We start from the raw sequence: 23,187 nt of genomic DNA, 5'->3' as shown, positions 1-23,187 counted from the left end.
TGTCATGGCGGGGTCGTGGGGATGGCGAAAACCGCGGTCAGCAGCCGATCAGGCGGGCGGCGAGGTAGGACTCGAGCTTGTCGATCGCGACGCGCTCCTGGGCCATGCTGTCCCGCTCGCGCACGGTGACGGCCTGGTCGTTGAGCGTGTCGAAGTCGACGGTGACGCAGAACGGCGTGCCGACCTCGTCGTGGCGGCGGTAGCGGCGGCCGATCGCCCCGGCGTCGTCGAAGTCGACGTTCCAGTGCTTGCGCAGCATCGCGCCGACCTCCTTCGCCCGCGGCGTCAGGTCCGCGTTGCGGGACAACGGCAGCACCGCGGCCTTGAACGGTGCGAGCCGCGGGTCCAGCTTGAGCACCACGCGCTTCTCGACGCCGCCCTTGGCGGTCGGCGCCTCTTCCTCGTGGTAGGCGTCGACGAGGAACGCCATCATCGACCGGCCGACGCCCGCGGCGGGCTCGATCACGAACGGGCGGTAGCGCTCCTTCGTGGTCTGGTCGAAATAGGACAGATCGACACCCGAGTGGTTCGAGTGCGTGGTGAGGTCGAAGTCGGTGCGGTTGGCGATACCTTCCAGCTCGCCCCACTCCTGGCCCGCGTTGAAGTCGAACCGGTACTCGATGTCGACGGTGCGCTTCGCGTAGTGCGAGAGCTTTTCCTTCGGGTGCTCGTAGTGGCGCAGGTTCTCCGGCTTGATGCCGAGGTCGGTGTACCACTTCGTGCGCTCGTCGATCCAGTACTGGTGCCAGGTCTCGTCCTCGCCCGGCTCGACGAAGAACTCCATCTCCATCTGCTCGAACTCGCGGGTGCGGAAGATGAAGTTGCCCGGCGTGATCTCGTTGCGGAACGATTTGCCGACCTGGCCGATGCCGAACGGCGGCTTCTTCCGCGACGTCGTCTGCACGTTGAGGAAGTTGACGAAGATGCCCTGCGCGGTCTCCGGGCGGAGGTAGTGCAGGCCCTCCTCGGACTCGACCGGGCCGAGGTAGGTCTTGAGCATCATGTTGAAGTCACGCGGTTCGGTGTACTGGCCGCGGGTGCCGCAGTTCGGGCACGGGACCTCGGACAGGTCGTCCTCGGAGGTCTCCTTGCCGGTGCGCGCGGCGAACTCCTCCGCGAGCTGGTCGGCGCGGAAACGCTTGTGGCAGGACAGGCACTCGACCAGCGGATCGGTGAACACGCCCACGTGGCCGGAGGCGACCCACACCGGGCGCGGCAGGATCACCGAGGAGTCGATGCCGACGACGTCGTCCCGGCCCTGCACCACGGTCTTCCACCACTGACGCTTGATGTTGTCCTTCAGCTCTACGCCGAGCGGTCCGTAGTCCCACGCCGACTTGGTGCCGCCGTAGATCTCTCCGCAGGGGAAGACGAAGCCACGACGCTTGCACAGGCTGACGACGGATTCAATGGTGTTGGCGGGCACTCCACGCTCCGGAAGCATGCGGGGACGGTTATCGGACTCGAAGGACTAGCGTATCCGCCCGCCCCCGCGGCTCCTCCGGCGAGGTGACCGGCTCACGGACGCGACACGAGCGACGCGGTGACGACCCGGTTGTCCTCATACCCCGTGCTTCCGCCCACGTACTCACCGCCACAGGTGACGAGCACCAGCTTGTGCGGACCGTCCGGTCCGAAAAGCTGCTCCGAACGAGCCGCGAGCTGTGTCTTGTGGACGGTCTCGACGGTGTCGATCCGGTAGGTCCACCGGCCGCCCGAGGTGTCGGTCAGCGCGAGGTCCTGACCGGCTTTGACCTGCCAGAGCTCGAAGAACGGGCCCTTGGCGCCCTTCCAGTTCACGTGCCCGGAGAGCACCGAGACACCGCGGTCGGCGCCGAGGTTCGCGCCCCACCACGCGGCCTCGTCGAGGGCCTGCGGGATGGGCAGCGTCCCGTCCGCGGTGAGGTCCTGGCGCACCGCCTTCGCGGTCCCTCCGCCGGGGAGCGTGAGCTTGCCGGGCGCCTTCCCGGGGTCGGCGCTTTCCTGCCCGGCGGGCGCGCCCGGGGCGGACGCCGGAGCCCCTGGCGTCCCGTTCGCGACGACAGGATCACCCGTTCCGGTGAACATGAGCAGGGCCGCGACCACCGCGGCCACCACGAGCGCCGCGGCGGCGACGAAGATCCAGCGCCGGGAAGTGCGTTTCGGCGTGGCTGCTCCGGCGGAACTGGACGGGAACGTCATCGGGTCGTGCTCCTTCGCTCGGCGGTATCGGCAGGGCAGGACATGCCGCGTGCCACGCGAGCGGTTGCATCGAATTCCCCGGCGTCAACCGCCGTCCGGGCGGGAGATCAGCGACGCGGTGACGATCCGGTTCTCGTCGTAGCCCTCGGTGCCGCCGACGTAGTCGCCGCCGCAGGTCACCAGCACCAGCCGGTGCGGCCCGTCCTGGCCGAAGAGGCGCTGGGCCTGCGCGGGCAGCTCGCCCTTGGCGACCGTGACCGCGCCGGTGACGCGGTACAGCCACCGGCCGCCCTTCGCGTCGAGGATGCTCACGTTGTCGCCGGTCTTCATCCGCCACAGCTCGTCGAACGGGCCTTTCGCGGCCGCCCAGTTGACGTGCCCCGACAGCAGCGACGCGCCGTGCTCGGCACCGAGGCGCGCGCCCCACCAGGCGGCGTCGCCGAGCCCGCGCGGGATCGGGAGGACACCGGTGCGGGTCACCTCGGTGCGGACCAGCCGCGCGATGCCGCCGCCGGGCAAAGCGACCGTGCCGGGACGCTGCTGACCGGGCGCGGAGTTGTCCACCGGGAGCACCGCGGGCGCGCCGTCCTCGCCGGGGAGCGCGCCCGGCGGCGGCTCGACGGCCGCGGTCGGCGCGGGCACCCAGGTCAGCACGATCACCCCCGCGGCGATCGCGAGCACCGCCACCACCGCCGACAGCACGGCCAGACCGGTGCGCAGCACGCGCGTTACTCCTGTCCCGCCTTCGCACGACGGCGACGGCCCAGTACGACGGCGAGCGCGGCGAAGGCGAGACCGCTGCCCAGGAGGCCGAGCCCGAGCGGGACGCGGAAGCCGTCCGCCGGTGCGGACGCGGCGACGTACCCGGCGGGGACCTGCGTCGGCACCGTGGGCTGCTGCTGCCCGGTCGCGCCGGTGCCGGTGCCGCCCGCCGCCCTGGCCACGAAGCTCTTCGGGATCGAGCAGCTGACGCCGCCGAGGACGGCGTTCGTCTTGACGTCCTCGAGGTTCACGCCCTGCGCGTCACGGACGTGCGTGGTGATGTCGACGCGCCAGCCCGCGACCGCGGTGACGTCCCCGTCGCGCCAGCCGTCCTGGCGGACCAGCTGGTCGAAGGCGGTCACCCGGGAGATCGTGACGTCCGAGACGGTCTTGTCCTTGCTCGCCTGCTGGACGTCGCCGGGCGGGCCGAGCTTCAGGTTCTTCAGCTCCAGCGCGGACCCTCCGCCGGGGACGGCGACCGGGGCGAGCGTCCCGTCGGTGCCGCGGACCCAGAGCTTCGCGACGGAGGTCGTGGCCGTGGTCCGGTTCGTCGCCGTGCAGTCGACCGCGCTGCGCGCGCCCTCGAACACCAGAACGGTGTTGTCCAGCGGCTTCGCGCCGCCCTGCCAGGTGTCGCGGAAGGCGTAGTTGGTCTCGGCGGCCGCGGTCGGCACGGTGCTCTGCTGCAGCGCGGCGACGACGTCGTGGTCGCGGCTGGCGATCGCGGACGGATAGGCACTGGCCGACGCGCCGGAGAACTTGCCGAGGTCGATCTCGTAGTGCCCGCCCAGCGTGGCCTTCTCACCGTCGTTGTTCGGCACCGCGACGCGCTCGGCGGACAGCTTGGACTGGCCGGGGCTCAGCGGCGACCGCTGGGTCTCGGTGATCAGCGCGCCGCCGTGCTGGCCGCCGCCGGCACCGATGCGCACCGACGCGATGTTGGCGAACGACACCGGGCCCGTCTTCTCGTCCACGGACTGCGGAGCCTGCGCCGAGGCCACCCCCGGGACCGCCAGCAGCACGACCAGTGCCGACGCGGCCGACTTCGTCACGAAACGCCTCATGATGCCCCAACTGCCTCCGCTCCGGACGGACACGAACGCGACCGCCGGTTCGGCGGCCCGGCGGAAGTTCCTGCGACAACCTTGCACCGTCCGCCACAGGTTGCGAAGTGGAACCACCGATTTACCCCGATGTCACCTGAATGGACTAGCACCTTCCGCGCGTCGAAGACCAGGCGGCCGTCACCGGAGGGAACACTAGGATAGGAGGTGCCGTTATCGGCAATGACTACGGAAATCATGGTCCGGACCGGCCGGGCATGGTGTAAGGGGCGGAGGCTCGACATGGCGACGGTGACCCCGGGTGCGGCCGTGCCCGCCTGGGCGGACGACGACGGCACGCACACCCCCGGCCAGCCGGGCGCCGCCCCCGCGGCGACGGCTTCGGCCGCCATCCTCGCCGACGCCGGTGACCTGCTGCGGGCGCTCGCCGCCCCGGTCCGGATCGCGATCGTGCTGCAACTGCGCGAGGCCGACCGCTGCGTACACGAGCTGGTCGACGCGCTCGACGTCGCCCAGCCGCTGATCAGCCAGCACCTGCGCGTGCTGAAGACGGCGGGTGTGGTCCGCGGTGAACGCCGGGGCCGCGAGGTCGTCTACCGGCTGGCCGACGACCATCTCTCGCACATCGTCGTCGACGCGGTGGCACACGTGCAGGAAGGGAAGTAGTGACGATGAGCCAGGCCGCCTCCCGCAGTACGACGCCGGTTCCCGGCCGCCGGTCCACCCGGCAGCGGACCGCCGTCGTCGAGCTGCTCAACACCATCGACGGTTTCCGTTCCGCGCAGGAACTCCACGACGAGCTGCGCAAACGCGGGGACGGCATCGGGCTGACCACGGTCTACCGGACCCTGCAGTCGCTGTCCGAGGCCGGGGAGATCGACGTCCTGCGCACCGAGTCCGGCGAGGCCATCTACCGGCGTTGCTCGGCACATCACCACCATCACCTCGTGTGCCGCCTGTGCGGGCGGACCGTCGAGGTCGAGGGGCCCGCGGTGGAGCGCTGGGCCGAGAAGGTCGCCGCCGAAAACGGCTTCTCCGACATCAGCCACACCGTCGAGATCGTCGGCGTCTGCACCGACCACTGAGGCGCTCAGTACTCATAGGGATCCTTCGGGGCCGGGATGGGTGTCACCGTGGTGGCGGTGAGGTCCGGGGTGTAGCCGTTGGCCTTCGTCGCGGTGCCGGGGACGACCTGGCCGGTCACCTGGATCCAGGTGTCGCTCGCGAGGTGGTCGGCGCCGCCACCCAGCAGCCGGACGGTCGCCGGGAAGGCGTCCGCGGCGCAGCAGGTGATCACCAGCCGGGCCAGCAGTGTGCTGCCGCCGGTGTGCACGACGAACCCGGACAGCGAGACCGTGCGGCCGTTCAGCGTCCCGTTGTGGTCCCAGCCCGCCCGGCTGACGAACTGGTTGAGGGGCAAGGAAACCACGGAGTCCGCGGGCAGCGGCGGGAAGGCCGCAGCGTCGGCCGCGGCGCTGCTCTGCGGGGCCCTGGCCTCGGTCCTGGTCACCGAATCGGAGCCCAGCGCGGGCGGTGCGACCAGGAACACCGCCAGCACCGGCAGCACCAGCAGCCAGGCCGACCGGGCCGCGTGGTGATGCCCCTCCCCTGCCCCGTGGTCGTGCGCGTCCTCCGCTGACACCGGCGGCGCCGAGGCCCGAGCCCGTGCCGCCAGCAGATCGCGCACGATCGCGATCGCGCCGAGCACCACCATCACCGCGCCACCGGCGATGATCCACGGCTGCTGCGCGGGCTTGACGTAGCGCAGGTAGTCGCCGTTCAAGGCGATCTTCACCAGCGCCCCGCCGAGCAGGATCAGCAGGACGTTCTGGGTTTCCCGCCTCACGAAACACCTCCGAGGAAGACCACACCGGCCAGCACGCCGCAGAGCAGCGCCACCACGAACGTCACCGGCGCGAACCGCAGCGCGAACGACCGGCCGAACGTACCCGCGTGCAAGGCGAACAGCTTGACGTCGACGGCGGGCCCGACCACGAGGAACACCAGCTTCCCGAGCAACGGCACCGCGGACAGCGACGCGGCCACGAAGGCGTCCGCCTCACTGCACAGCGCGAGCACCACCGCGAGCACGGCCATCACCAGCACCCCGAGCACGATCTGCTCGCCCAGCACGCCGAACCACTTCGCGGGCACCAGGACGTTCAGCGCCGAGGAGATGAACGCGCCGAGCACCAGGAATCCCCCGGACTCGACGAGATCCGAGCGCGCCGTCTCGGCGAAAACCCGCCACCGGGCACCGTTTTCGACCTCGGGCAGCCGTTTCAGCGCGCGTTCGGTGATCCACTCCAGCTTCCCCCAGCGTGCCCACAGCCAGCCCATGGCCATCGCCGTCACCAGCGAACCCGCGAAGCGCGCAAGCACCATCTCGGGCCTGCCGGGGAACGCCACCGCGGTCGCCACGAGCACCACCGGGTTCACCGCGGGCGCGGCGAGCAGGAACGTCAACGCCGCCGCGGGCGCCACGCCCTGCCCCATCAGCCGTCTGGCCACCGGCACCGAGGCGCACTCACACCCCGGCAACGCGACCCCGGCGAGCCCGGCGACGCCCACCGCGACCCCGGTCCGTCTCGGTAGCAGCCGGCGCAGCACGCGCGCGGGCAGGAACGCCGCGATCGCGCCGCTGATGAGCACGCCGAGCACCAGGAACGGCAGGGCCTGCACGCACACCGCGACGAACACGGTGGACCCGGTGCGCAGCGCGGGCACGTCGAACACCCGCTGCAGCCAGCCCTGCGCCAGTATCGCGATCAGCAGGATCGCGCAGAGCACCTCGATCGACGAGACGCGGAACCGGCGACGAGCCCGCACCGGCTCGGCGGGGTTGTTGGAAATGGTTTCCACGGTCGCGATGATGCCAGGCCGCACCGACACCCTCGCGAGCGAGCGGAAGTTCGATGCCCGTTTCGGCACCGAAAACTCCGTTCGCGCCGGTTTTCCCGGCGAAAACGTCTCAGCCGAGGCCGGGCAGCTCCACCCGCAGCTGCGACGCGGTGGACACCACGAGCATCATCAACGTCCCCAGTGGCGCGGGTTCCATCCCCCTCGCCGGGAACGCGTACCGGAGCGTGACGTCGACACCCTTCTCGCTGCGGGACACCCCGAGCGTGCCGAACAGCCCCTCGCCCGCGCGGCGCGCCACCGCGGCCGCGATCGATTCCTCGTCGGGCAGGTCCCACGCGATCACGCAGGTCATGCTCAGCACCGCGAGCCCGTCCGCGAGCATGCTCGCCTGGACGACGCAGGGCACGTCGTTGTGGGAGAACGTCAGCACGCCGTCGTCGTCGACGTGCACCTCGAGGTAGCGCTCCAGCCCCTCACGCGCCCGCGTCAGCAGATCGGCCGTCTCCTCGGCCTCGGCGGTGCTCACGACGCGCCTCCCGAGGCATCGCCCGAAGCCTGGTCGACGGCGCCGCCGAACCGGCGGTCGCGCTTCGCGAACTCGAGGCAGGCCCGCCACAGGTGGGTGCGGTCGAAGTCGGGGAACAGCGTGTTCTGGTAGACCATCTCGGCGTAGGCCGACTGCCAGATCAGGAAGTTGGACGTCCGCTGCTCGCCCGACGGCCGCAGGAACAGGTCCACGTCCGGCATGTCCGGCTGGTAGAGGTACTTGCCGATGGTGCGGTCGCTGATCTTGTCCGGGTTCAGCTTGCCGTCCGCGACGTCCTGGCCCATCCGGCGCATCGCGTCGGCCAGCTCGGCCCGCCCGCCGTAGTTGACGCACATGGTCATGTTGAGCGCGGTGTTGTGCTTGGTCTTCTCCTCGGCGACCTGCAGCTCCTTGATCACGCTCGCCCACAGCTTCGGACGCCGCCCCGCCCAGCGGATCCGCACGCCGATCGAGCCGAGGTAGTCGACCTGACGGCGGATCGTGTCGCGGTTGAAGCCCATCAGGAAGCGCACCTCTTCGGGACTGCGCTTCCAGTTCTCGGTCGAGAACGCGTACACCGAGAGCCACTTGATGCCGAGTTCGACCGCGCCGCTCGCGACGTCGATCATCACGGCCTCGCCGCGCTTGTGTCCCTCGATCCGCGGCAGCCCGCGCTGGTTGGCCCAGCGACCGTTGCCGTCCATCACCAGCGCGACATGTTTCGGGACCAGTTCGCGCGGGATCTCCGGCGGCCGCGCCCCGGACGGATGCGGATCCGGCGCCCGCAGCTCGTACCGCGACGCCTTGGTCTCGCGTCCCCTGCGCAGCACCTCGTACCCTCCCAAAACCCGGTAGTTCTTCGCCGACGACCCTACTGGCCCGGCGCGGCGGCCTCCCTGGCACGCCGCTCGACCAGGGGCAGCGAGCGGAGCTGCCGTTCCAGATGCCACTGCAGATGCGCCGCGACCAGGCCACTCGCGTCACGCCGCACCACCGGCACCGAATCCTGGGCGACCGTCCACTCGCCGTGCATGAGCGCGTCGAGCAGCACGAGCACCTCGGGGGCGGGATGCACGCAACCGGGGACACGGCAGTCCTGGCACATCGAACCGCCCGCGGAGACGCTGAACGCGGCATGCGGGCCGGGCAGGCCGCAGCGGGCGCATTCGGTGATCGCCGGCGCCCAGCCTGCGTAGGACATCGCGCGCAGGAAGAACGCGTCGAGCACCAGCGAGGAGTCCCGCTCGCCACCGGCCAGCGCGCGCAGCGCGCCCACGACGAGCAGGTACAGCTTGAGCACCGGCTCGCCCTCTTCGGCGGAAAGCCGGTCCGCGGTCTCGGCGATCGCGCTCGCCGCGGTGTAGCGCTGGTAGTCGGCGACCAGCGGCAGCGCGAACGCGTCCACGGTCTCGACCTGGGTGATCACGTCGAGCGTGCGCCCGGTGTAGAACTGGACGTCGACGTGGCCGAAGGGCTCCAGCCGCGCCCCGAACCGCGACGACGTGCGGCGCACTCCCTTGGCGACGGCCCGGACCTTGCCGTGCCGCCTGGTCAGCAGGGTGACGATCCGGTCGGCCTCACCCAGCTTGTGCGTCCGCAGCACCACTCCGGTGTCGCGATAGAGGTTCACCACCCCGACATCGTCCCACCCGGGGACGACATCGGGGTGGAGCGACCCCGGATCAGTGGTAGTAGCTGTAGGTGCGGACGCTGGAGGCGGCCACGATCGCGACGATGATCCACACGATGGACAGCGCGCAGCTGATGCCGCCGATGATGGTGGCGATCAGGCAGAGCGTCTTGGTCGTCTTCGACGCCTGCTCCGCCATCATGTAGTTGCCCTGGGCCTTGTACGTGTTGACCTCGTTGGACTTCATGATCGCGAAGATCGCGAGGATCCAGAACAGGAAGATGCAGCCGATCGCCCAGCCCTTGTAGTCCTTGATGGCGTTGATGTCGCCACCACCGGGCGGCATCCCCGGGCCACCGCCGAACGCGGGCTGGCCGTACGCCGGCGACGGCTGTCCGTAGGGCGCGGGCTGGCCGTACGGCGCGGGCATCCCGCCGGACTGCGCGGGCGTGCCGCCCGACTGCGGGTACCCGGGCTGCTGGCCGTAGGGCTGCTGGCCGGGCTGCTGGCCGTAGGGATTGGTCATGACGGTGTTCCCCAATTACTCGTGATCTTCCGGCGAGCGTTCCCCGCCGGTGGTGACCGGGTACCGGCCCCCGCTACCGCGGTGGCTGGTCCTGGCCGGGTTGGTTCGGCGGCAAGCCGCCGGGCTGGATTTTCTGCGTCTCATCGGCCTGACCGGAGCCGGTGGCAGCTTCCGGACGCAGCATCTGGGTGCGCTCGGCCTGAGCATCGCCAGGCCCTGCCTGCTGACCGGTGTCCGGCCGCAGCATCTGGGTCCGCTCGGCCTGAGCATCGGCGGGTCCCGCCTGCTGACCGGTGTCCGGCCGCAACATCTGGGTCCGCTCGGGCTCGTCCTGGCCGCCCGCCGCGGGCGCCGACGGCGCGACGGGCTGGGCGAAGCCACCGGACTGCGGCGGCTGGCCGAAACCGCCCGGCTGCCCAGGCGCGGGCGGCTGGCCGAACGCGCCCTGCGGCTGCTGGCCGAAGCCGCCGGTCTGCGGCTGGCCCGGCTGTGGCTGGCCGAAGCCACCCGAAGGCTGGCCGGACACCATCGGCTGCACGGGCTGTCCCGGCGGCGGATATCCGCCGCCGTACGGCTGCGCGGGCGCGGCGGCGAAAGGCGAAGAACCCGCGCCGGGAGCGCTGTCGTCAGTGACCACAATGGACCCGACGATCTTGTCGGCGAAGGTCTGCGCCTTGTCGTCCCACAGCGGCCAGAGGAACCCGAGATAGCAGACGGCGCTGTCGAGGAAATGGCAGACGTCGCGCAGGAACGCGCCGCCGACGCCGAGCGGCTGGGCGGTGTCTTCCTTGACCAGCTTGATCTTCAGCACGCGCTTGCCGAGCGACTGGCCGGTATTGCCGCCCTGGATCCAGCGGTTGTAGATGGTCCAGCCGAGCCCGGCGAGGCCGCCGATGCCGAGGAGAATGCTGCCCGCCGTGATGGACCCGATCATCACCAGGTACCCGATGAGCTGAATGCCGATGATCGGCCCGAGGTCGATGAGGAACGCGCCGACGCGCTGGCCCCAGTTCGCGAGGTTCCGCGGCGGTCCGCCGAACGGCGAAGGCGCGCCGAAGGGCGCGGGCTGACCGTAGGGCGCGGATGGCCCCGGCTGTCCGAACGGGGCCTGCTGACCGGGCTGCGGCTGCCCGTACGGCGTCGGCTGGCCGAACGGCGCGGGCGGTCCGAACGGCTGCTGCCCCGGCTGGCCGGAGGGCTGCTGGCCGTAGGGATCGGTCATCGGGTGTTCCCCCTCGCTGGTCGCTCCCCCGCACGGGCCTCGTGCGGGAATCGGCCCAAATGTACGGCAGTGTGGACGGTCCGGCCGGTTCGCGGAGCGTACTCGGTGGGGCAAGGGTTCCACACCGCAGGCGTCCATGCCGCACGAACTGTCGAACCGGTCCGACGCAGCCGCGCCGCCACCGGTTCCGGCCGCGGCCGAATCAGACGTACAGGCCGGTGAACGGGGCGAACGGCAGGTTGCGGACGACGAACCACACGACGAACACCACGGCGAAGGTCAGCGGGGTCCACCGCCAGTGGAGCCAGCTGTTCACCGGTCTGCCACGCAGCCGTCCGACCGCCCAGCCGGCGGTACTCCACACGAAGAGCAGAACGACCACAAAGGACACCGCGTTGTAGTGCAGCGCGGCCGGGATGTCGCCGTGCAGCAGGCTGTAGGCCATCCGCAGACCACCACAGCCGGGGCAGTCGATGCCCAGCAGCGCCTTGGTCGGGCACACCGGCAACGGGCCGCCAGGGGTGGTCGGGTCACCGAGCCACACCGCGACACAGCCCACAGCGGCGCCCGCGGCGATGGCCAGCGGCGGGGCCAGCGCGCGCGTCCTCGCCCGCCAGCCCCGCGCCGGGAATCCCGTGTAGACGGTCGTGGTCACGGCGTGAACCCCTTCACCGAGGTGCCGACGACCACGAGCATCACCACGACGAAGATGACGTAGAGCAGCAGGAGGATCCCGACGCTGATGGCCGACCACATCGCCCATTTCTTCGCCTCGTCCGCGGCCTTGTGCGCCTCGGCGTGAAGTCCTTGGAACCACAGCGAATTCACCTGGCTCGACTTCACGATCGCGACGATCCCCAGCGGCAGGCAGCACAACACGGTGGCCAGGATGGCCCACACGAGGTTGTTGTCCGGTGGCGGCCCGTAGTTCGGCGGCCCCGGGTAGCCGTAGTACGGCTGCTGCCCGCCCGGCGGGTACGGCGGTGGGTACTGGTTGGTCATCGAGACCCCCCTGCTGGTTCGTACGTCAGTATCGCGTGCTGACGGTGCCCCCGAGGGTGAACACCCCGGCGAGCGACAGGATCAGGGAGATCACCGACAGCACCACGCCGACCACGGCGGCGATGATGGCCCACTTCTTCGCGGCGTTCGCCGCTTCCTGCGCGGCGGCGGTCTGCCCCTGGGCCCACAGGCTGTTGACCTTCGTCGCCTGGACGATGGAGACGATACCGAACGGCAAGCAGCAGAAGATCGTGGTGAGGATGGCCCACACCAGGTTGTTGCTGGGCGGCGGTCCGGGCTGGTAGCCGCCCCCCTGGCCGCCGGAGTAGTTGGGCAGGCCCTGGTTCTCGGTCATTTTCTCGGTGTCCCTTTCGGTGTACGTGAGGTACCGGCCTGTCACGCTGCCCGATCAGCGCCCGATGCCGGAGGTGAGACTGTAGGGCGCACCGTCCGGTACCGCTCCGCGTTTCGTCCCGTCGCGACCGAATCGAGACCGAGAGTTCAGAAACCGAGCCTGCGCAGCTGCTTGGGATCACGCTGCCAATCCTTCGCCACCTTCACGTGCAGGTCGAGATACACTTTCGAACCCAGCAGCGCCTCGATGTGCTTACGCGCGGTGGCGCCCACCTCACGCAGCCGTTCGCCCTTGTGCCCCAGGATGATGCCCTTCTGGCTCGACCGCTCGACGTAGAGGAACGCGTGGACGTCGATCAGGTCGTCGCGGCCCTCACGGGGCAGCATCTCCTCCACGGTGACCGCGATCGAATGCGGCAGCTCGTCGCGGACACCCTCCAAAGCGGACTCGCGGATGAGCTCGGCGACCAGGGTCTGCTCGGGCTCGTCGGTGAGTTCCCCGCCCGGGTACAGCTGCGGCCCCTCGGGCAGCTTGGCGACCAGGACGTCGGCGACCTCCTCGACCTGAAAACCGTCCACAGCGGACACCGGGATCAGCTCGGCGAAGTCCATCACCTTCTGCAGAGCCAAAAGCTGCTCGGCGACCTGTTCCGGTTTGACGAGGTCGGTCTTGGTGACGATGCCGATCACCGGCGTACGCTTCGCGATCTTGGCCAGCTCGGTGGCGATGAACCGGTCGCCGGGACCGATCTTCTCGTTGGCGGGCACACAGAATCCGACAACGTCCACTTCGGACCATGTCGAGTGCACGACGTCGTTGAGGCGCTGCCCGAGCAGCGTCCTCGGCCGGTGCAGGCCCGGCGTGTCGATGATGACGAGCTGGCTGTCCTCCCGGTGCACGATGCCGCGGATCGCGTGCCGGGTGGTCTGCGGCTTGCTGGAGGTGATGGCGACCTTCGTGCCGACCAGCGCGTTGGTGAGCGTCGACTTCCCGGCGTTGGGCCTGCCGACGAAACAGGCGAACCCGGAACGGTGCGGCTCGCCCATCAGCGAAGCACCTCCAGCACCACGCCCGAGGGATCGGCGAGCACGATCGGCGCGTGTTCGGCGATGTCGCGCACGGCGTGCACCGACGCCTCCTTCAGCAGCGGCTCGCCGCTGACGACCACGGCGGCCTCGATGCCCTCGGCGCCGCTGGACAACGCCGCGGCGATCGCCGCCTGCAACGCGGTGAGCTGGAAGGACGGCTGGTCGACCGTGCTCGCGGCGTAGGTCCGGCCGTCGGTGTCGCGCACCGCGGCGCCCTCGGCGGCCTGCGTGCGCGCCCGCGACGAGCGGGCCAGGGTGACCAGCTTCTGGTCCTCGGCGTCCAGCTCAGGCATGTTCGACTCTCCTGTCACGTTCATCGGGGTGGGGCGGCTTGCCGCGGCGGCGCCCGGACCCGCCGTTGCCCTCGGCCGCTTCCTCCTCGGCCTTGGCGACCGGCTGCACGACGACCGAGGTGATCCGCATCCGCCCGCGGCGGTCCTTGCCCCCTTCGGCGAACAGCCTAAGACCAGCGACTTCGGCCTCCGCGCCCGGCAGCGGAACGCGGCCCAGCTGTTCGGCGAGCAGCCCGCCCACGGTCTCGACGTCGTGGTCTTCTTCGAGGTCGAGACCGAACAGCTCGCCGAGATCGTCGAGCCCGAGCCGCGAGGAGACGCGGAACGCGCCGTCCGCCAGCTCTTCGACCTCGGGCCGCTCGTCGGTGTCGGACTCGTCGGTGATCTCGCCGACGATCTCCTCAAGGATGTCCTCGATGGAGAGCACGCCCGCGGTGCCGCCGTACTCGTCGACCGCGATCGCCATGTGGTTGTGCGAGAGCTGCATCTCCTTCAGCAGCTCGTCGAGGCGTTTGGAGTCCGGCACGAAACTCGCGGGGTTCATGACCTCGGAGACCCGCCGCGCCGAGCCGTCGGCCATGTACGCGGGCATGAGGTCCTTGATGTTGACGACGCCGACGATGTCGTCCACCGATTCGCCGATCACCGGCACCCGGGTGAAGCCGGTGCGCAGCGCGAGGGCCAGTGCCTGCCGCACGGTCTTGTCGTGCTCGATCCAGACGATCTCGGTGCGTGGCACCATGACCTCGCGGGCGACGGTGTCGCCCAGCTCGAACACCGAGTGGATCATCTCGCGCTCGGAGTCCTCGACAACGCCGCGTTCCTGCGCGAGGTCGACCAGCTCCCGCAGTTCGACCTCGGAGCTGAACGGGCCTTCGCGGAAACCGCGGCCGGGCGTGATGGCGTTACCGATGACGATCAGGAGCCGTGACAGCGGGCCCAGCACCGAACCGAGCACGCGGACGGGACCGGCGACGACGGTCCCGACCCAGTACGGATGCTGGCGGCCGATGGTGCGCGGCCCGACGCCGACAAGGACGTAGACGACCACGACCATCACCACGGCGGCGACGGCGACCGCGAGCCCGAACGGTTCGATCTCGTCGAGGCACACCACGGTGACCAGCACGGTCGAGGTCAGCTCGCAGCTGACCCGCAGGAGCAGCAGCAGGTTGATGTGGCGGCGGCGTTCGTCGATGACCGCGGCGAGCTGGCGCGCGCCGACCCGGCCCATGCGGACGAGGCCTTCGGCGCGAGCCTTGGAGACGGTGCTGATCGCCGCGTCGGCCGCCGCGAACACCCCGCCGAGGAGGACCAGCGCGATGGCGATGACGAGCAGTGCGGTGTAGTCGCCCATCGGCGGAGGACCCGTCAGGCCGGCGGCTCTTCGGCGGGCGGAACGGTGTCGAGCCCGGCGGTGCCGAGCAGCCGTTCGTCCGCGCTGCGCTGCGCGTCGCGGCGATCGAGCGCGGCCACCGCGGCCTGGTACTCGCCGAGAATCCGCTTCTGCAGGCCGAACATCTCACGTTCCTCGGCCGGTTCGGCGTGGTCGTAGCCGAGCAGATGCAGCACGCCGTGCACGGTGAGCAGGTGCAGCTCGTCGAGCAGCGCGTGCCCGGCCTTCTTGGCCTGGTCCTTCGCGAACGCCGGGCAGAGCACGATGTCACCGAGCAGCGCGGGTGAGGCGTCCGGCGCGTCGGGACGGCGGGAGGAGTCCAGCTCGTCCATCGGGAACGCCATGACGTCGGTGGGGCCCGGCAGGTCCATCCAGCGTTCGTGCAGATCGGACATGACGTCGAGCGTGGTGAGCAGGATGGACAGCTCGGCGAGCGGGCTGACCTCCATCTTGTCGAGCGCGAACCGCGCGGCGGACACGATCGAGGTCTCGTCGACGTCGACGCCGGATTCGTTGGCGATCTCGATACTCATCGGCGGCCCCCCTTCCAGCCGTTGCCGGGCTGGTCCTGCGCGTCCTGCACGGCCTGCCACTTCTCGTACGCGTCGACGATGTCGCCGACCAGCTTGTGCCGCACGACGTCCTGGCTGGTCAGCTCGGCGAAGTGCAGGTCGTCGACGCCGGTGAGGATGTCGCGCACGACGCGCAGGCCGCTGCGCTGGCCGCTGGGCAGGTCGACCTGGGTGATGTCGCCGGTGACGACGATCTTGGCGCCGAAGCCGAGCCGGGTGAGGAACATCTTCATCTGCTCGGGCGTGGTGTTCTGGGCCTCGTCGAGAATGATGAAGGCGTCATTCAGCGTGTTGTGCGTGAGCAGGTAGTCCTCGGTGACATACAGCGAGTCCGCCGCGGCCACCTGGATGCACACCGCTTCCGCACGTCCGGCCGGTTCGATGCTCTCGATGAACCGCATCGGACGCCCCCCGCCACCGGCTTCGCGGTACTTGAACCGCTTGCGGGTCAGGCGGAACGGCTCGATCCCGGCGGGCAGCCGGATCTCGACGATGTGGGCGTCGTGCCGGTAGCCGACGTCACGTCCCTTGGCACGGCCCGGCTTGCGCCCCAGCGCCGCACGCCGCCGGGTGTAGGCGACGCCGCCGAGCGACTGGACCAGGCGGATGACATCGTCCTTCAGCCGCGCCGAGGTCGTCGTGTACTGGATGCGGCAGGTGCGGGCCCGCTGGGTGACCGGCCCGCCGTCGGAGTCCAGAAGCCCCTGCAGGACCGCGAGACGGACGTCCGCGGAGTTCTGGAGGTAGACCTCGGGGATGAACTTGGAGTGCGAACGGGTCCCGATCAGCTCAAGCGCGCGCAGGGCGCCGGTGACCGGGTTCTCCAGCGTGATCACGTCGCCGGGTTCCCGCACGCGGTTCAGCGTGTAGTCGACGCCGCCCTTGTGGCGCACGCGCACCCCGGGAAGCGCCATCTCTAGGGCGATCGCCAGCTCCGGGTCTTCGGTCGCGAAGCCCGGCGTCGTGGAGCCGGTCAGGCATCCGTCGCCGAGCAGGAGCCCCAGTGCGTAGGGGTCCATGGGCACGTCCTGCTCGGGGTGGCAGACCGGCGCCGTCAGCATCGGCAGCTCGTAGCGGCGGGCGTGGGCGGCCCGGAGCTTGCCGATCATCTCCTTCGTCTCGACGACGCGCCAGGGCTTGCCCCGGCGCTTGTCGGCCGCCGTCCGGACCGTCCAGAGGTGGTCACCGCAGCAGAGCGTGGACGCCCCGTCCCCGGCGGTGACGCGGTAGATGTCCTTCTCGCCCTGCGGGTAGACGCCGAGGACCACGGTGGGCTCGCCGTTCGAGCCGACCACGAGGTCGCCGACCGCCAGCTCGCCGATCGGCCGGTAGCCGTCGGGGGTCAGCACCGGCGTGGTGACGGGCTGCGCGCGGCCGCGCATGTAGGCCAGCGGCGCGATCTCGATGGTGCCGGCCTGCATGAGCCGCGGGATGGACTCGGGCTCGACCATGTCGTGCAGCGCGTCGTAGAGCGGGCGCAGGTACGGGTCGATCTTCTCGTTGAGCGTGCCGGGCAGGTAGCCGAGCCGCTCACCGGCCTCGACGGCCGGGCGGGTGAGCACGATGCGGGTGACCTGCTTGGCCTGGAGCGCCTGGACGGCCTTGGCCATGGCGAGGTAGGTCTTACCGGTGCCTGCGGGGCCGATGCCGAAGACGACGGTGTGCTTGTCGATGGCGTCGACGTAGCGCTTCTGGTTGAGCGTCTTGGGCCGGATGGTCTTGCCGCGCCGGGAGACGATGTTGAGGCTGAGGACCTCGGCGGGCGAAGCGTCGCCGCTGGAGAGCATGCCGACGGTGCGCCGGACGGTGTCGGGGCCGACCTGCTGGCCGCCCCCGGCCAGTGTCACGAGCTCGGCGAAGACGCGTTCGGCGAAGGCGACGTCGGCGGGGGTGCCGGTGAGGGTGACCTCGTTGCCGCGGACGTGGACGTCGGCGGCGAGGAGTTCCTCGGCGACCCGGAGGTTCTCGTCGCGGGATCCGAGCAGGGACAGCGCGGCGGCGTCGGGGATCGGGAATCGGGACTGGGCCGCCTGGGTGGCGGTGGCCTCATCGATGGCCGCAGTGCCGCTGGACGACTTGTCGATGGACTCTGCGGGGACGCCGTCGGGGACGTCGGGCTGGGCGGCTCCACCCTGTGCGGTTCCGGCCACGTGGCCTCTGGCCTGCTTTCTGCGCTATCGCTGCTTTCGGGGTTTCTGACCCCTCGATGCTAGCGGTTTCGCCTGCCGCGGCGCAGTCCGGTTACCGCAGGCCGCCCGGGCCCTGACTACCCGCCGACCTTGCCGAAGTGCCCCAGCGACTCCCCGCCGAGCACATGCGCGTGCACATGAAACACGGTCTGCCCCGCATCGGCATCAGTGTTGAACACCACCCGATAGCCAGACGAAGAGATCCCTTCGAGCGAGGCGACCTTGGCAGCCGTGGCAACGACGTCACTCAACAACTGCGGGTCAGCCGCCGCCAACTCGGCGACATTGCGATACCTCTTCCGCGGCACCACCAGCACGTGCACCCGCGCCTGCGGATTGATATCCCGAAACGCGAACGTCGTTTCGTCCTGATACACGACCTCCGCCGGAATCTCCCCCGCAATGATCCGCTCAAACAACGTCTCCGCGTCAGAACTCATGCCCGACACCCTATCGACCCAACCCAGTGCACGAGGGCCGCCAGGCCCGAGTAGCACGCACCACCCGTGATCCAACGGCGCACTCACGTGATTGGACGCGCAACTCACGTGATCAGAAGGAGAACTCACGTGATCAGACGAAGATCTCACCCGCTGGGAGGGGACCACGCTGGGTCGGGAGCTGCCGCACCGTGGGGGGTCCGGGGGGCTCGGCCCCCCGGGTAGGACGCGGAACCGCCCGGGGCGCGAAGGGTGGGCTGGAGCGAAGCGGAAGCACACACGAAGACGCCGCGGCGCGGTGGAGCCTGGGGGTCGCTCCACCGCCGCCGCGGCTCCGCCGGACCGAGGGGGGAGGTGCCCGGCGGGGTTCTTCGCGCGCGACCGGGTCTCACCCAGTAGCGCGCCGAAACCGTGTGTGGCGCGTTAGTAAACGAGAGTAACGGCTCACAGTGTGATCGCGCCATAACTCGCCGCAAATTGTGGCGAATTTTTTGGTTGAAGATTTTTCATAGCCAGCGCGTGCTGAGTGCGCCGAGGGCGCCGAGAGCCACGGCGGCGGCCGTTGACGTGCGCAGAACGGTCGTACCGAGGCGGACGGCGCGGGCGCCTGCCTGAGTGAGGGCGGCGAGTTCCTCGTCGGTGATGCCGCCCTCGGGGCCGACGACGAGGAGGAGGTCACCCGTGCCGGGGATGGCGAGGTCGGTGAGCCGGTCGGGGACGTCGGATTCGAGGACGACGGCCAGCGACATCGTGGCGGCCAGTTCGGCGAGTTCGCGGGTGCCGGCGGGCTCGGTGACGTCGGGGACGTGGGCGCGGCGGGCTTGTTTGGCGGCGGCGCGGGCGGTGGCGCGCCAGCGGGCGAGGGCTTTGTCACCGCGGGGGCCGTCGTCCCAGCGGGCGATGCTGCGGGCGGCGCGCCAGGGGACGATGGCGTCGGCGCCGGCCTCGGTGGCGAGTTCGACGGCGAGTTCGCCGCGGTCGCCCTTCGCGAGCGCCTGGGCGACGAGGACGCGCAGGGCGGGCGGTTCCTCGGTCCAGCGTTCCTCGACGGTGAGGGTGAGGGTCGCGTCGCGGCCGGCCTGGACGACCTCGACGACACAGCGGGCCATGCCGCCCGCGCCGTCGGAGAGGACGAGCCGCTCCCCCGCGCGCAGGCGCCGCACGGTGGCCGCGTGCCGGGCTTCCTCGCCGTCGAGCACGGCGCGCGTGCCCTCGGGCAGCGCGTCGGCGAGGAAGACCGGCAGGGTGGTGTCCGGCACGCGGGTTACCGGTGGTTCTTGGCGCGCAGCTTGGAGAACAGCCCGCCGTGCTTGGTGCCGTTGGTGGCCAGCGTGGGCACTTCCTCGCCGCGCTGCTGGGCGAGGTCGATGAGCAGCTCGCGCTGGGCCTCGTCGAGTTTGGTCGGCACCTGGACGTCGATGTGGACGTGCAGGTCACCGCGCCCGTCGACGCGCCCGGAGGACCGCAGCCGCGGCATGCCCTTGCCGGTGAGCACGAGTTCGGTGGCCGGCTGGGTGCCGGGTTCGATGTCGAGCTCGTAGTCGCCGTCGATGAGGGTCGCGATGGGCACGGTGGCGCCGAGCGCGGCGGTGGTCATCGGGATGCGGAAGTTGCAGTGGATGTCGTTGCCCTGGCGGACGAACACCTCGTGCGGGGACTCGTCGATCTCGACGTAGAGGTCGCCCGCGGGGCCGCCGCCCGGACCGACCTCGCCCTGTCCGGACAGGCGGATGCGCATGCCGTCCCCGACGCCGGGCGGGATCTTCGCGGTGACGGTGCGCCGCGACCGGATCCGGCCGTCGCCGCCACACTGGCGGCAGGGGTCGGGGATGACCTCGCCGAACCCGCGGCACACCGGGCAGGGGCGCGCGGTGACGACCTGGCCGAGGAACGACCGCTGCACGGACTGGACCTCGCCGGCGCCGCCGCAGGTGTCGCAGGTCTTGGTGCCGCTACCGGCGTTGGTGCCCGCGCCGCGGCACAGGTCGCACACGACGGCGGTGTCCACGCTGATCTCGCGGTCGGTGCCGGTGGCGCACTCCTCGAGGCTGAGGCCGAGCCGGATCAGCGCGTCGGAGCCGGGCTGGACGCGGCTGCGGGGGCCGCGGCCACGACCGCCGCCCCCGCCCGCGGCGCCGAAGAAGGCGTCCATGATGTCGCCCAGACCGCCGAATCCGGCGAACGGGTCGCCGCCACCGCCGCCACGGGCGCCGTTGTCCATCGGGTCGCCGCCGAGGTCGACGATCTTGCGCTTCTGCGGGTCGGACAGCACCTCGTACGCCGTGGTGACCTCGCCGAAGCGGTGCTGCGCGTCCTCCGACGGGTTGACGTCGGGATGCAGCTCCCTGGCCAGTTTGCGGTACGCGCGCTTGATCTCCTGATCGGACGCGTTCTTGGCCACGCCGAGGATGCCGTAGTAGTCCCTCGCCACCGTCTTTGCCTTCTCCTTCTTCTCTGCCTGCCCGGTCAGCGGGCGGACAGGATCTGCCCCACGTAGTTGGCCACCGCGCGCACCGCCGCGATCGTGCCCGGGTAGTCCATCCGCGTCGGGCCGACCACCCCCATGCCCCCGAGCAGCATGTCGTCGCGCCCGTACCCGATGGACACGACCGAGGTGCTGCGCATCTGCTCGTCTTCATTTTCCTCACCGATGCGCACGGTGATCGCACCGGGGTTGCGCGCAGCGGCGAGCAGCTTGAGCACCACGACCTGCTCCTCCAGCGCCTCGAGCACCTGGCGCAGCGAGCCGGGGAAGTCCGCGACGTTGCGGGTGAGGTTCGCGGTGCCGCCGAGCACCAGCCGTTCCTCGGGATGTTCGACCAGCGACTCCACCAGCACGGTACAGACCCGGGTCAGCGCGTCGCGCAGGTCACCGGGTGCCTGCTCGGGCAGCTCCGCCACGCGGCCCGCCGCGTCGGTGAGCCGGCGCCCCGACATCGCCGCGTTGAGCACGGTGCGCAACCGCGCCACGCCCTCGTCGGTGATGACGTCGCCGAGGTCGACCGTTCGCTGGTCGACGCGCCCGGAGTCGGTGATGAGCACCAGCATCAGCCGGGCGGGGGTCAGCGGGACGACCTCGAGGTGCCGCACCGCGGCGTTGGTCAGCGCCGGGTACTGGACGACGGCGACCTGCCTGGTCAGCTGGGCGAGCAGCCGGACGGACCGGCGCAGGACGTCGTCGAGGTCGGTGCCGCTGTCGAGGAAGGTCGTGATCGCCTTGCGCTCGGCCGTGGACAGCGGCTTGATCTCGGACAGCTTGTCGACGAAGAGCCGGTAGCCCTTGTCGGTCGGGATGCGGCCCGCGCTGGTGTGCGGCTGGGTGATGTAGCCCTCTTCCTCCAGCGCGGCCATGTCGTTACGCACAGTGGCGCTGGACACGCCGAGGTTGTGCCGCTCGACGATCGTCTTGGACCCGACCGGCTCCTGGTTGGAGACGTAGTCGGCGACGATCGCGCGCAGCACCTCGAACCGGCGCTCATCCGCGTTGGCCACTCGCACCTCCGTAAGCCCGTCGTACTCACAACGAGTTTACGGAACCTTGAGTGCCCGGCGCTCAGCCCGTGACGGATCCGGCCGTCACGAGTTCTTCGGGAAGCCCAGGTTGACGCCCGCGTGGGAGCGGTCCGGCCAGCGGGACGTGACGACCTTGGTGCGGGTGAAGAAGTGGAAGCCCTCCGGCCCGTACGCGTGCGAGTCGCCGAACAGCGAGTCCTTCCAGCCGCCGAACGAGTAGTAGGCGACCGGCACCGGGATCGGCACGTTCACCCCGACCATGCCGACCTCGACCTCGTTCTGGAAGCGCCGCGCCGCCGCGCCGTCCCCGGTGAAGATCGCGGTGCCGTTGCCGTACGGGTTCGCGTTGATCAGTTCCAGCGCGGCCTCGTACGAATCGGCGCGGGCGACCGACAGCACCGGGCCGAAGATCTCGTCGGTGTAGATCGACATCTCCGGGCGCACGTGGTCGAACAGCGTCGGGCCGAGCCAGAAGCCGTCCTGGCCGCCGTCCGCCTCGACGCCCCTGCCGTCGACGACCAGCGAGGCGCCCGCCATCACCCCGGCGTCCACATAGGACTCGACGCGGGCGTGGTGCGCCTTGGTGACCAGCGGCCCCATCTCCGAGGTCGGCTTGCGGCCGTCCCCGACCCTCAGCTTCGACATCCGCTCGGTGATCTTCGCGACCAGTTCGTCGCCGACCGGGTCGACCGCGACCACGACCGACACCGCCATGCACCGCTCCCCCGCCGAGCCGAAGCCCGCCGAAACCGCGGCGTCCGCGGCGAGGTCGAGGTCGGCGTCGGGCAGCACGACCATGTGGTTCTTCGCCCCGCCGAGCGCCTGGACCCGCTTTCCGTTGCGGGTCCCGGTTTCGTAGACGTACCGGGCGATCGGCGTCGACCCGACGAACGAGATCGCCTTGACGTCGCGGTGTTCCAGCAGGCCGTCGACCGCGACCTTGTCGCCGTGCAGCACGTTGAGCACGCCCGCGGGCAGCCCGGCCTCGGCGAACAGCTCGGCGATGAAGTTCGCCGCGGACGGGTCCTTCTCGCTCGGCTTGAGCACCACGGTGTTGCCGCACGCCAAGGCGTTCGGGACGAACCACAGCGGCACCATCGCCGGGAAGTTGAACGGCGAGATCACGCCGACGACGCCGAGGGGCTGGGCGATGGAGTAGACGTCGACCCCGGTCGAGGCGTTCTCGCTGAAGCCGCCCTTCAGCAGTTGCGCCGCGCCGCACGCGTATTCGACGTTCTCGATCGCGCGGGCGATCTCGCCCGCCGCGTCGGACTCGACCTTCCCGTGCTCGCTCGTGACGATCTTCGCGAGTTCGTGCTTGCGGGCGACGAGCAGTTCACGGAAGGCGAAGAGGATCCGCGTGCGCCCGGCCAGCGACGTCCCGCGCCAGCCCGGCAGCGCCGCCGACGCGGCCGCCACCGCCCGGTCGACCTCGGCCTGGTCCGCGAAATCGACCTTCGCCGCGACTTCGCCGGTCGCCGGGTCGAACACGTCCCCGCTGCGCTGCGCCACACCGTCGAACGGTTTGCCGTCGATCCAATGGCTGATGCGGTCGGTCACGGGGCC

25 protein-coding genes and 3 pseudogenes are annotated in these 23,187 nt (G+C 70.5%); 2 read left to right on the top strand and 26 right to left on the bottom strand.

Annotation, left to right across the window (positions count from 1 at the left end):
• Positions 1–37 precede the first annotated feature (37 nt).
• From ACFWY9_RS32765 to ACFWY9_RS32750, 4 genes are all read right to left on the bottom strand, one after another.
• Positions 38–1,426 (bottom strand): glycine--tRNA ligase, encoded by a 1,389-nt coding sequence (locus ACFWY9_RS32765; protein WP_378326777.1) that lies wholly within the window; start codon positions 1,424–1,426, stop codon positions 38–40.
• Between the two features lie 92 nt (positions 1,427–1,518).
• Positions 1,519–2,181 (bottom strand): class F sortase, encoded by a 663-nt coding sequence (locus tag ACFWY9_RS32760; RefSeq protein ID WP_378340672.1) that lies wholly within the window; start codon positions 2,179–2,181, stop codon positions 1,519–1,521.
• Positions 2,182–2,265: 84 nt separating this feature from the next.
• Entirely contained in the window at positions 2,266–2,904 is a 639-nt protein-coding gene (locus ACFWY9_RS32755; protein ID WP_378326746.1) for a class F sortase, read from the bottom strand.
• A gap of 5 nt (positions 2,905–2,909) precedes the next feature.
• Positions 2,910–4,007, bottom strand: coding sequence for a hypothetical protein (locus ACFWY9_RS32750; protein ID WP_378340671.1), 1,098 nt, complete (start codon positions 4,005–4,007; stop codon positions 2,910–2,912).
• A gap of 282 nt (positions 4,008–4,289) precedes the next feature.
• Here ACFWY9_RS32750 and ACFWY9_RS32745 point away from each other — a divergent pair, with 282 nt between their 5' ends.
• Both ACFWY9_RS32745 and ACFWY9_RS32740 read left to right on the top strand, forming a co-directional pair.
• Positions 4,290–4,673 (top strand): ArsR/SmtB family transcription factor, encoded by a 384-nt coding sequence (locus tag ACFWY9_RS32745; RefSeq protein ID WP_378326744.1) that lies wholly within the window; start codon positions 4,290–4,292, stop codon positions 4,671–4,673.
• 5 nt (positions 4,674–4,678) lie between these two features.
• Complete coding sequence (locus tag ACFWY9_RS32740; RefSeq protein WP_378326743.1) at positions 4,679–5,092, top strand: Fur family transcriptional regulator; 414 nt, start codon at positions 4,679–4,681, stop codon at positions 5,090–5,092.
• Between the two features lie 5 nt (positions 5,093–5,097).
• On the opposite strand, the gene ACFWY9_RS32735 is transcribed toward ACFWY9_RS32740, so the two are convergent.
• The 22 genes and pseudogenes from ACFWY9_RS32735 to ACFWY9_RS32630 form a co-directional block, all read right to left on the bottom strand.
• A complete protein-coding gene (locus ACFWY9_RS32735) occupies positions 5,098–5,853 on the bottom strand; it encodes a TIGR03943 family putative permease subunit (RefSeq protein WP_378326742.1) in 756 nt (251 codons plus the stop codon).
• On the bottom strand, positions 5,850–6,869 hold the full coding sequence (locus tag ACFWY9_RS32730; RefSeq protein WP_378340689.1) for a permease: 1,020 nt from the start codon (positions 6,867–6,869) through the stop codon (positions 5,850–5,852). Before ACFWY9_RS32730 ends, ACFWY9_RS32735 begins: the two co-directional genes overlap by 4 nt.
• 109 nt (positions 6,870–6,978) lie before the next feature.
• Complete coding sequence (locus tag ACFWY9_RS32725; protein WP_378340670.1) at positions 6,979–7,395, bottom strand: hypothetical protein; 417 nt, start codon at positions 7,393–7,395, stop codon at positions 6,979–6,981.
• Positions 7,392–8,225 carry an isoprenyl transferase gene (locus tag ACFWY9_RS32720; protein WP_378326740.1) on the bottom strand — a complete coding sequence of 278 codons (834 nt, stop codon included), beginning with the start codon at positions 8,223–8,225 and terminating at the stop codon, positions 7,392–7,394. Before ACFWY9_RS32720 ends, ACFWY9_RS32725 begins: the two co-directional genes overlap by 4 nt.
• 41 nt (positions 8,226–8,266) lie before the next feature.
• Positions 8,267–9,028, bottom strand: coding sequence for a DNA repair protein RecO (recO, locus tag ACFWY9_RS32715; protein ID WP_378326739.1), 762 nt, complete (start codon positions 9,026–9,028; stop codon positions 8,267–8,269).
• A 49-nt stretch (positions 9,029–9,077) separates the two neighbouring features.
• On the bottom strand, positions 9,078–9,551 hold the full coding sequence (locus ACFWY9_RS32710; protein ID WP_378326738.1) for a CD225/dispanin family protein: 474 nt from the start codon (positions 9,549–9,551) through the stop codon (positions 9,078–9,080).
• A 73-nt stretch (positions 9,552–9,624) separates the two neighbouring features.
• A complete protein-coding gene (locus ACFWY9_RS32705) occupies positions 9,625–10,773 on the bottom strand; it encodes an RDD family protein (RefSeq protein WP_378340669.1) in 1,149 nt (382 codons plus the stop codon).
• Positions 10,774–10,975: 202 nt separating this feature from the next.
• Positions 10,976–11,428 (bottom strand): DUF2752 domain-containing protein, encoded by a 453-nt coding sequence (locus ACFWY9_RS32700; RefSeq protein WP_378340668.1) that lies wholly within the window; start codon positions 11,426–11,428, stop codon positions 10,976–10,978.
• Complete coding sequence (locus ACFWY9_RS32695) at positions 11,425–11,775, bottom strand: CD225/dispanin family protein (protein WP_378326735.1); 351 nt, start codon at positions 11,773–11,775, stop codon at positions 11,425–11,427. The genes ACFWY9_RS32700 and ACFWY9_RS32695 overlap by 4 nt, the downstream gene beginning before the upstream one ends.
• A gap of 25 nt (positions 11,776–11,800) precedes the next feature.
• Positions 11,801–12,130 (bottom strand): CD225/dispanin family protein, encoded by a 330-nt coding sequence (locus ACFWY9_RS32690; protein WP_378326734.1) that lies wholly within the window; start codon positions 12,128–12,130, stop codon positions 11,801–11,803.
• Positions 12,131–12,276: 146 nt separating this feature from the next.
• Positions 12,277–13,176, bottom strand: coding sequence for a GTPase Era (era, locus tag ACFWY9_RS32685; protein ID WP_378340667.1), 900 nt, complete (start codon positions 13,174–13,176; stop codon positions 12,277–12,279).
• The gene (locus ACFWY9_RS32680; protein ID WP_378326732.1) at positions 13,176–13,511 is read right to left on the bottom strand and encodes a cytidine deaminase; all 336 of its coding nucleotides are present in this window, start codon (positions 13,509–13,511) and stop codon (positions 13,176–13,178) included. The genes era and ACFWY9_RS32680 overlap by 1 nt, the downstream gene beginning before the upstream one ends.
• A complete protein-coding gene (locus ACFWY9_RS32675; RefSeq protein WP_378326731.1) occupies positions 13,504–14,868 on the bottom strand; it encodes a hemolysin family protein in 1,365 nt (454 codons plus the stop codon). Before ACFWY9_RS32675 ends, ACFWY9_RS32680 begins: the two co-directional genes overlap by 8 nt.
• Before the next feature lie 14 nt (positions 14,869–14,882).
• Positions 14,883–15,440 carry an rRNA maturation RNase YbeY gene (gene ybeY / locus ACFWY9_RS32670; protein WP_378326730.1) on the bottom strand — a complete coding sequence of 186 codons (558 nt, stop codon included), beginning with the start codon at positions 15,438–15,440 and terminating at the stop codon, positions 14,883–14,885.
• A pseudogene (locus ACFWY9_RS32665) lies at positions 15,437–15,769 on the bottom strand (PhoH family protein); the annotation flags it as partial. The gene ybeY and the pseudogene ACFWY9_RS32665, both read right to left, overlap by 4 nt.
• A 276-nt stretch (positions 15,770–16,045) precedes the next feature.
• Positions 16,046–16,393, bottom strand: a pseudogene (locus tag ACFWY9_RS32660) (LAGLIDADG family homing endonuclease); the annotation flags it as partial.
• Between the two features lie 456 nt (positions 16,394–16,849).
• Positions 16,850–17,629: pseudogene (locus ACFWY9_RS32655) on the bottom strand (PhoH family protein); the annotation flags it as partial.
• A 116-nt stretch (positions 17,630–17,745) separates the two neighbouring features.
• Positions 17,746–18,108, bottom strand: a complete 363-nt coding sequence (locus ACFWY9_RS32650) for a histidine triad nucleotide-binding protein (protein ID WP_378326729.1) — start codon at positions 18,106–18,108, stop codon at positions 17,746–17,748.
• Positions 18,109–18,614: 506 nt separating this feature from the next.
• Positions 18,615–19,367: a 16S rRNA (uracil(1498)-N(3))-methyltransferase gene (locus tag ACFWY9_RS32645; RefSeq protein ID WP_378340666.1), complete on the bottom strand. Its 753-nt coding sequence runs from the start codon at positions 19,365–19,367 to the stop codon at positions 18,615–18,617.
• Positions 19,368–19,372: 5 nt separating this feature from the next.
• The gene (gene dnaJ, locus ACFWY9_RS32640; protein ID WP_378326727.1) at positions 19,373–20,539 is read right to left on the bottom strand and encodes a molecular chaperone DnaJ; all 1,167 of its coding nucleotides are present in this window, start codon (positions 20,537–20,539) and stop codon (positions 19,373–19,375) included.
• Positions 20,540–20,574: 35 nt separating this feature from the next.
• The gene (hrcA, locus tag ACFWY9_RS32635; protein ID WP_378326726.1) at positions 20,575–21,600 is read right to left on the bottom strand and encodes a heat-inducible transcriptional repressor HrcA; all 1,026 of its coding nucleotides are present in this window, start codon (positions 21,598–21,600) and stop codon (positions 20,575–20,577) included.
• An 84-nt stretch (positions 21,601–21,684) separates the two neighbouring features.
• Positions 21,685–23,181 carry a CoA-acylating methylmalonate-semialdehyde dehydrogenase gene (locus ACFWY9_RS32630; protein ID WP_378340665.1) on the bottom strand — a complete coding sequence of 499 codons (1,497 nt, stop codon included), beginning with the start codon at positions 23,179–23,181 and terminating at the stop codon, positions 21,685–21,687.
• Between the last annotated feature and the right edge of the window lie 6 nt (positions 23,182–23,187).

Origin of the sequence: Amycolatopsis sp. NPDC059027, assembly GCF_042739735.1 — a bacterium.
Lineage (GTDB): Bacteria > Actinomycetota > Actinomycetes > Mycobacteriales > Pseudonocardiaceae > Amycolatopsis.
The sequence above is the reverse complement of the archived record's forward strand: the minus strand, read 5'-3'. Positions and strand labels throughout refer to the sequence as shown.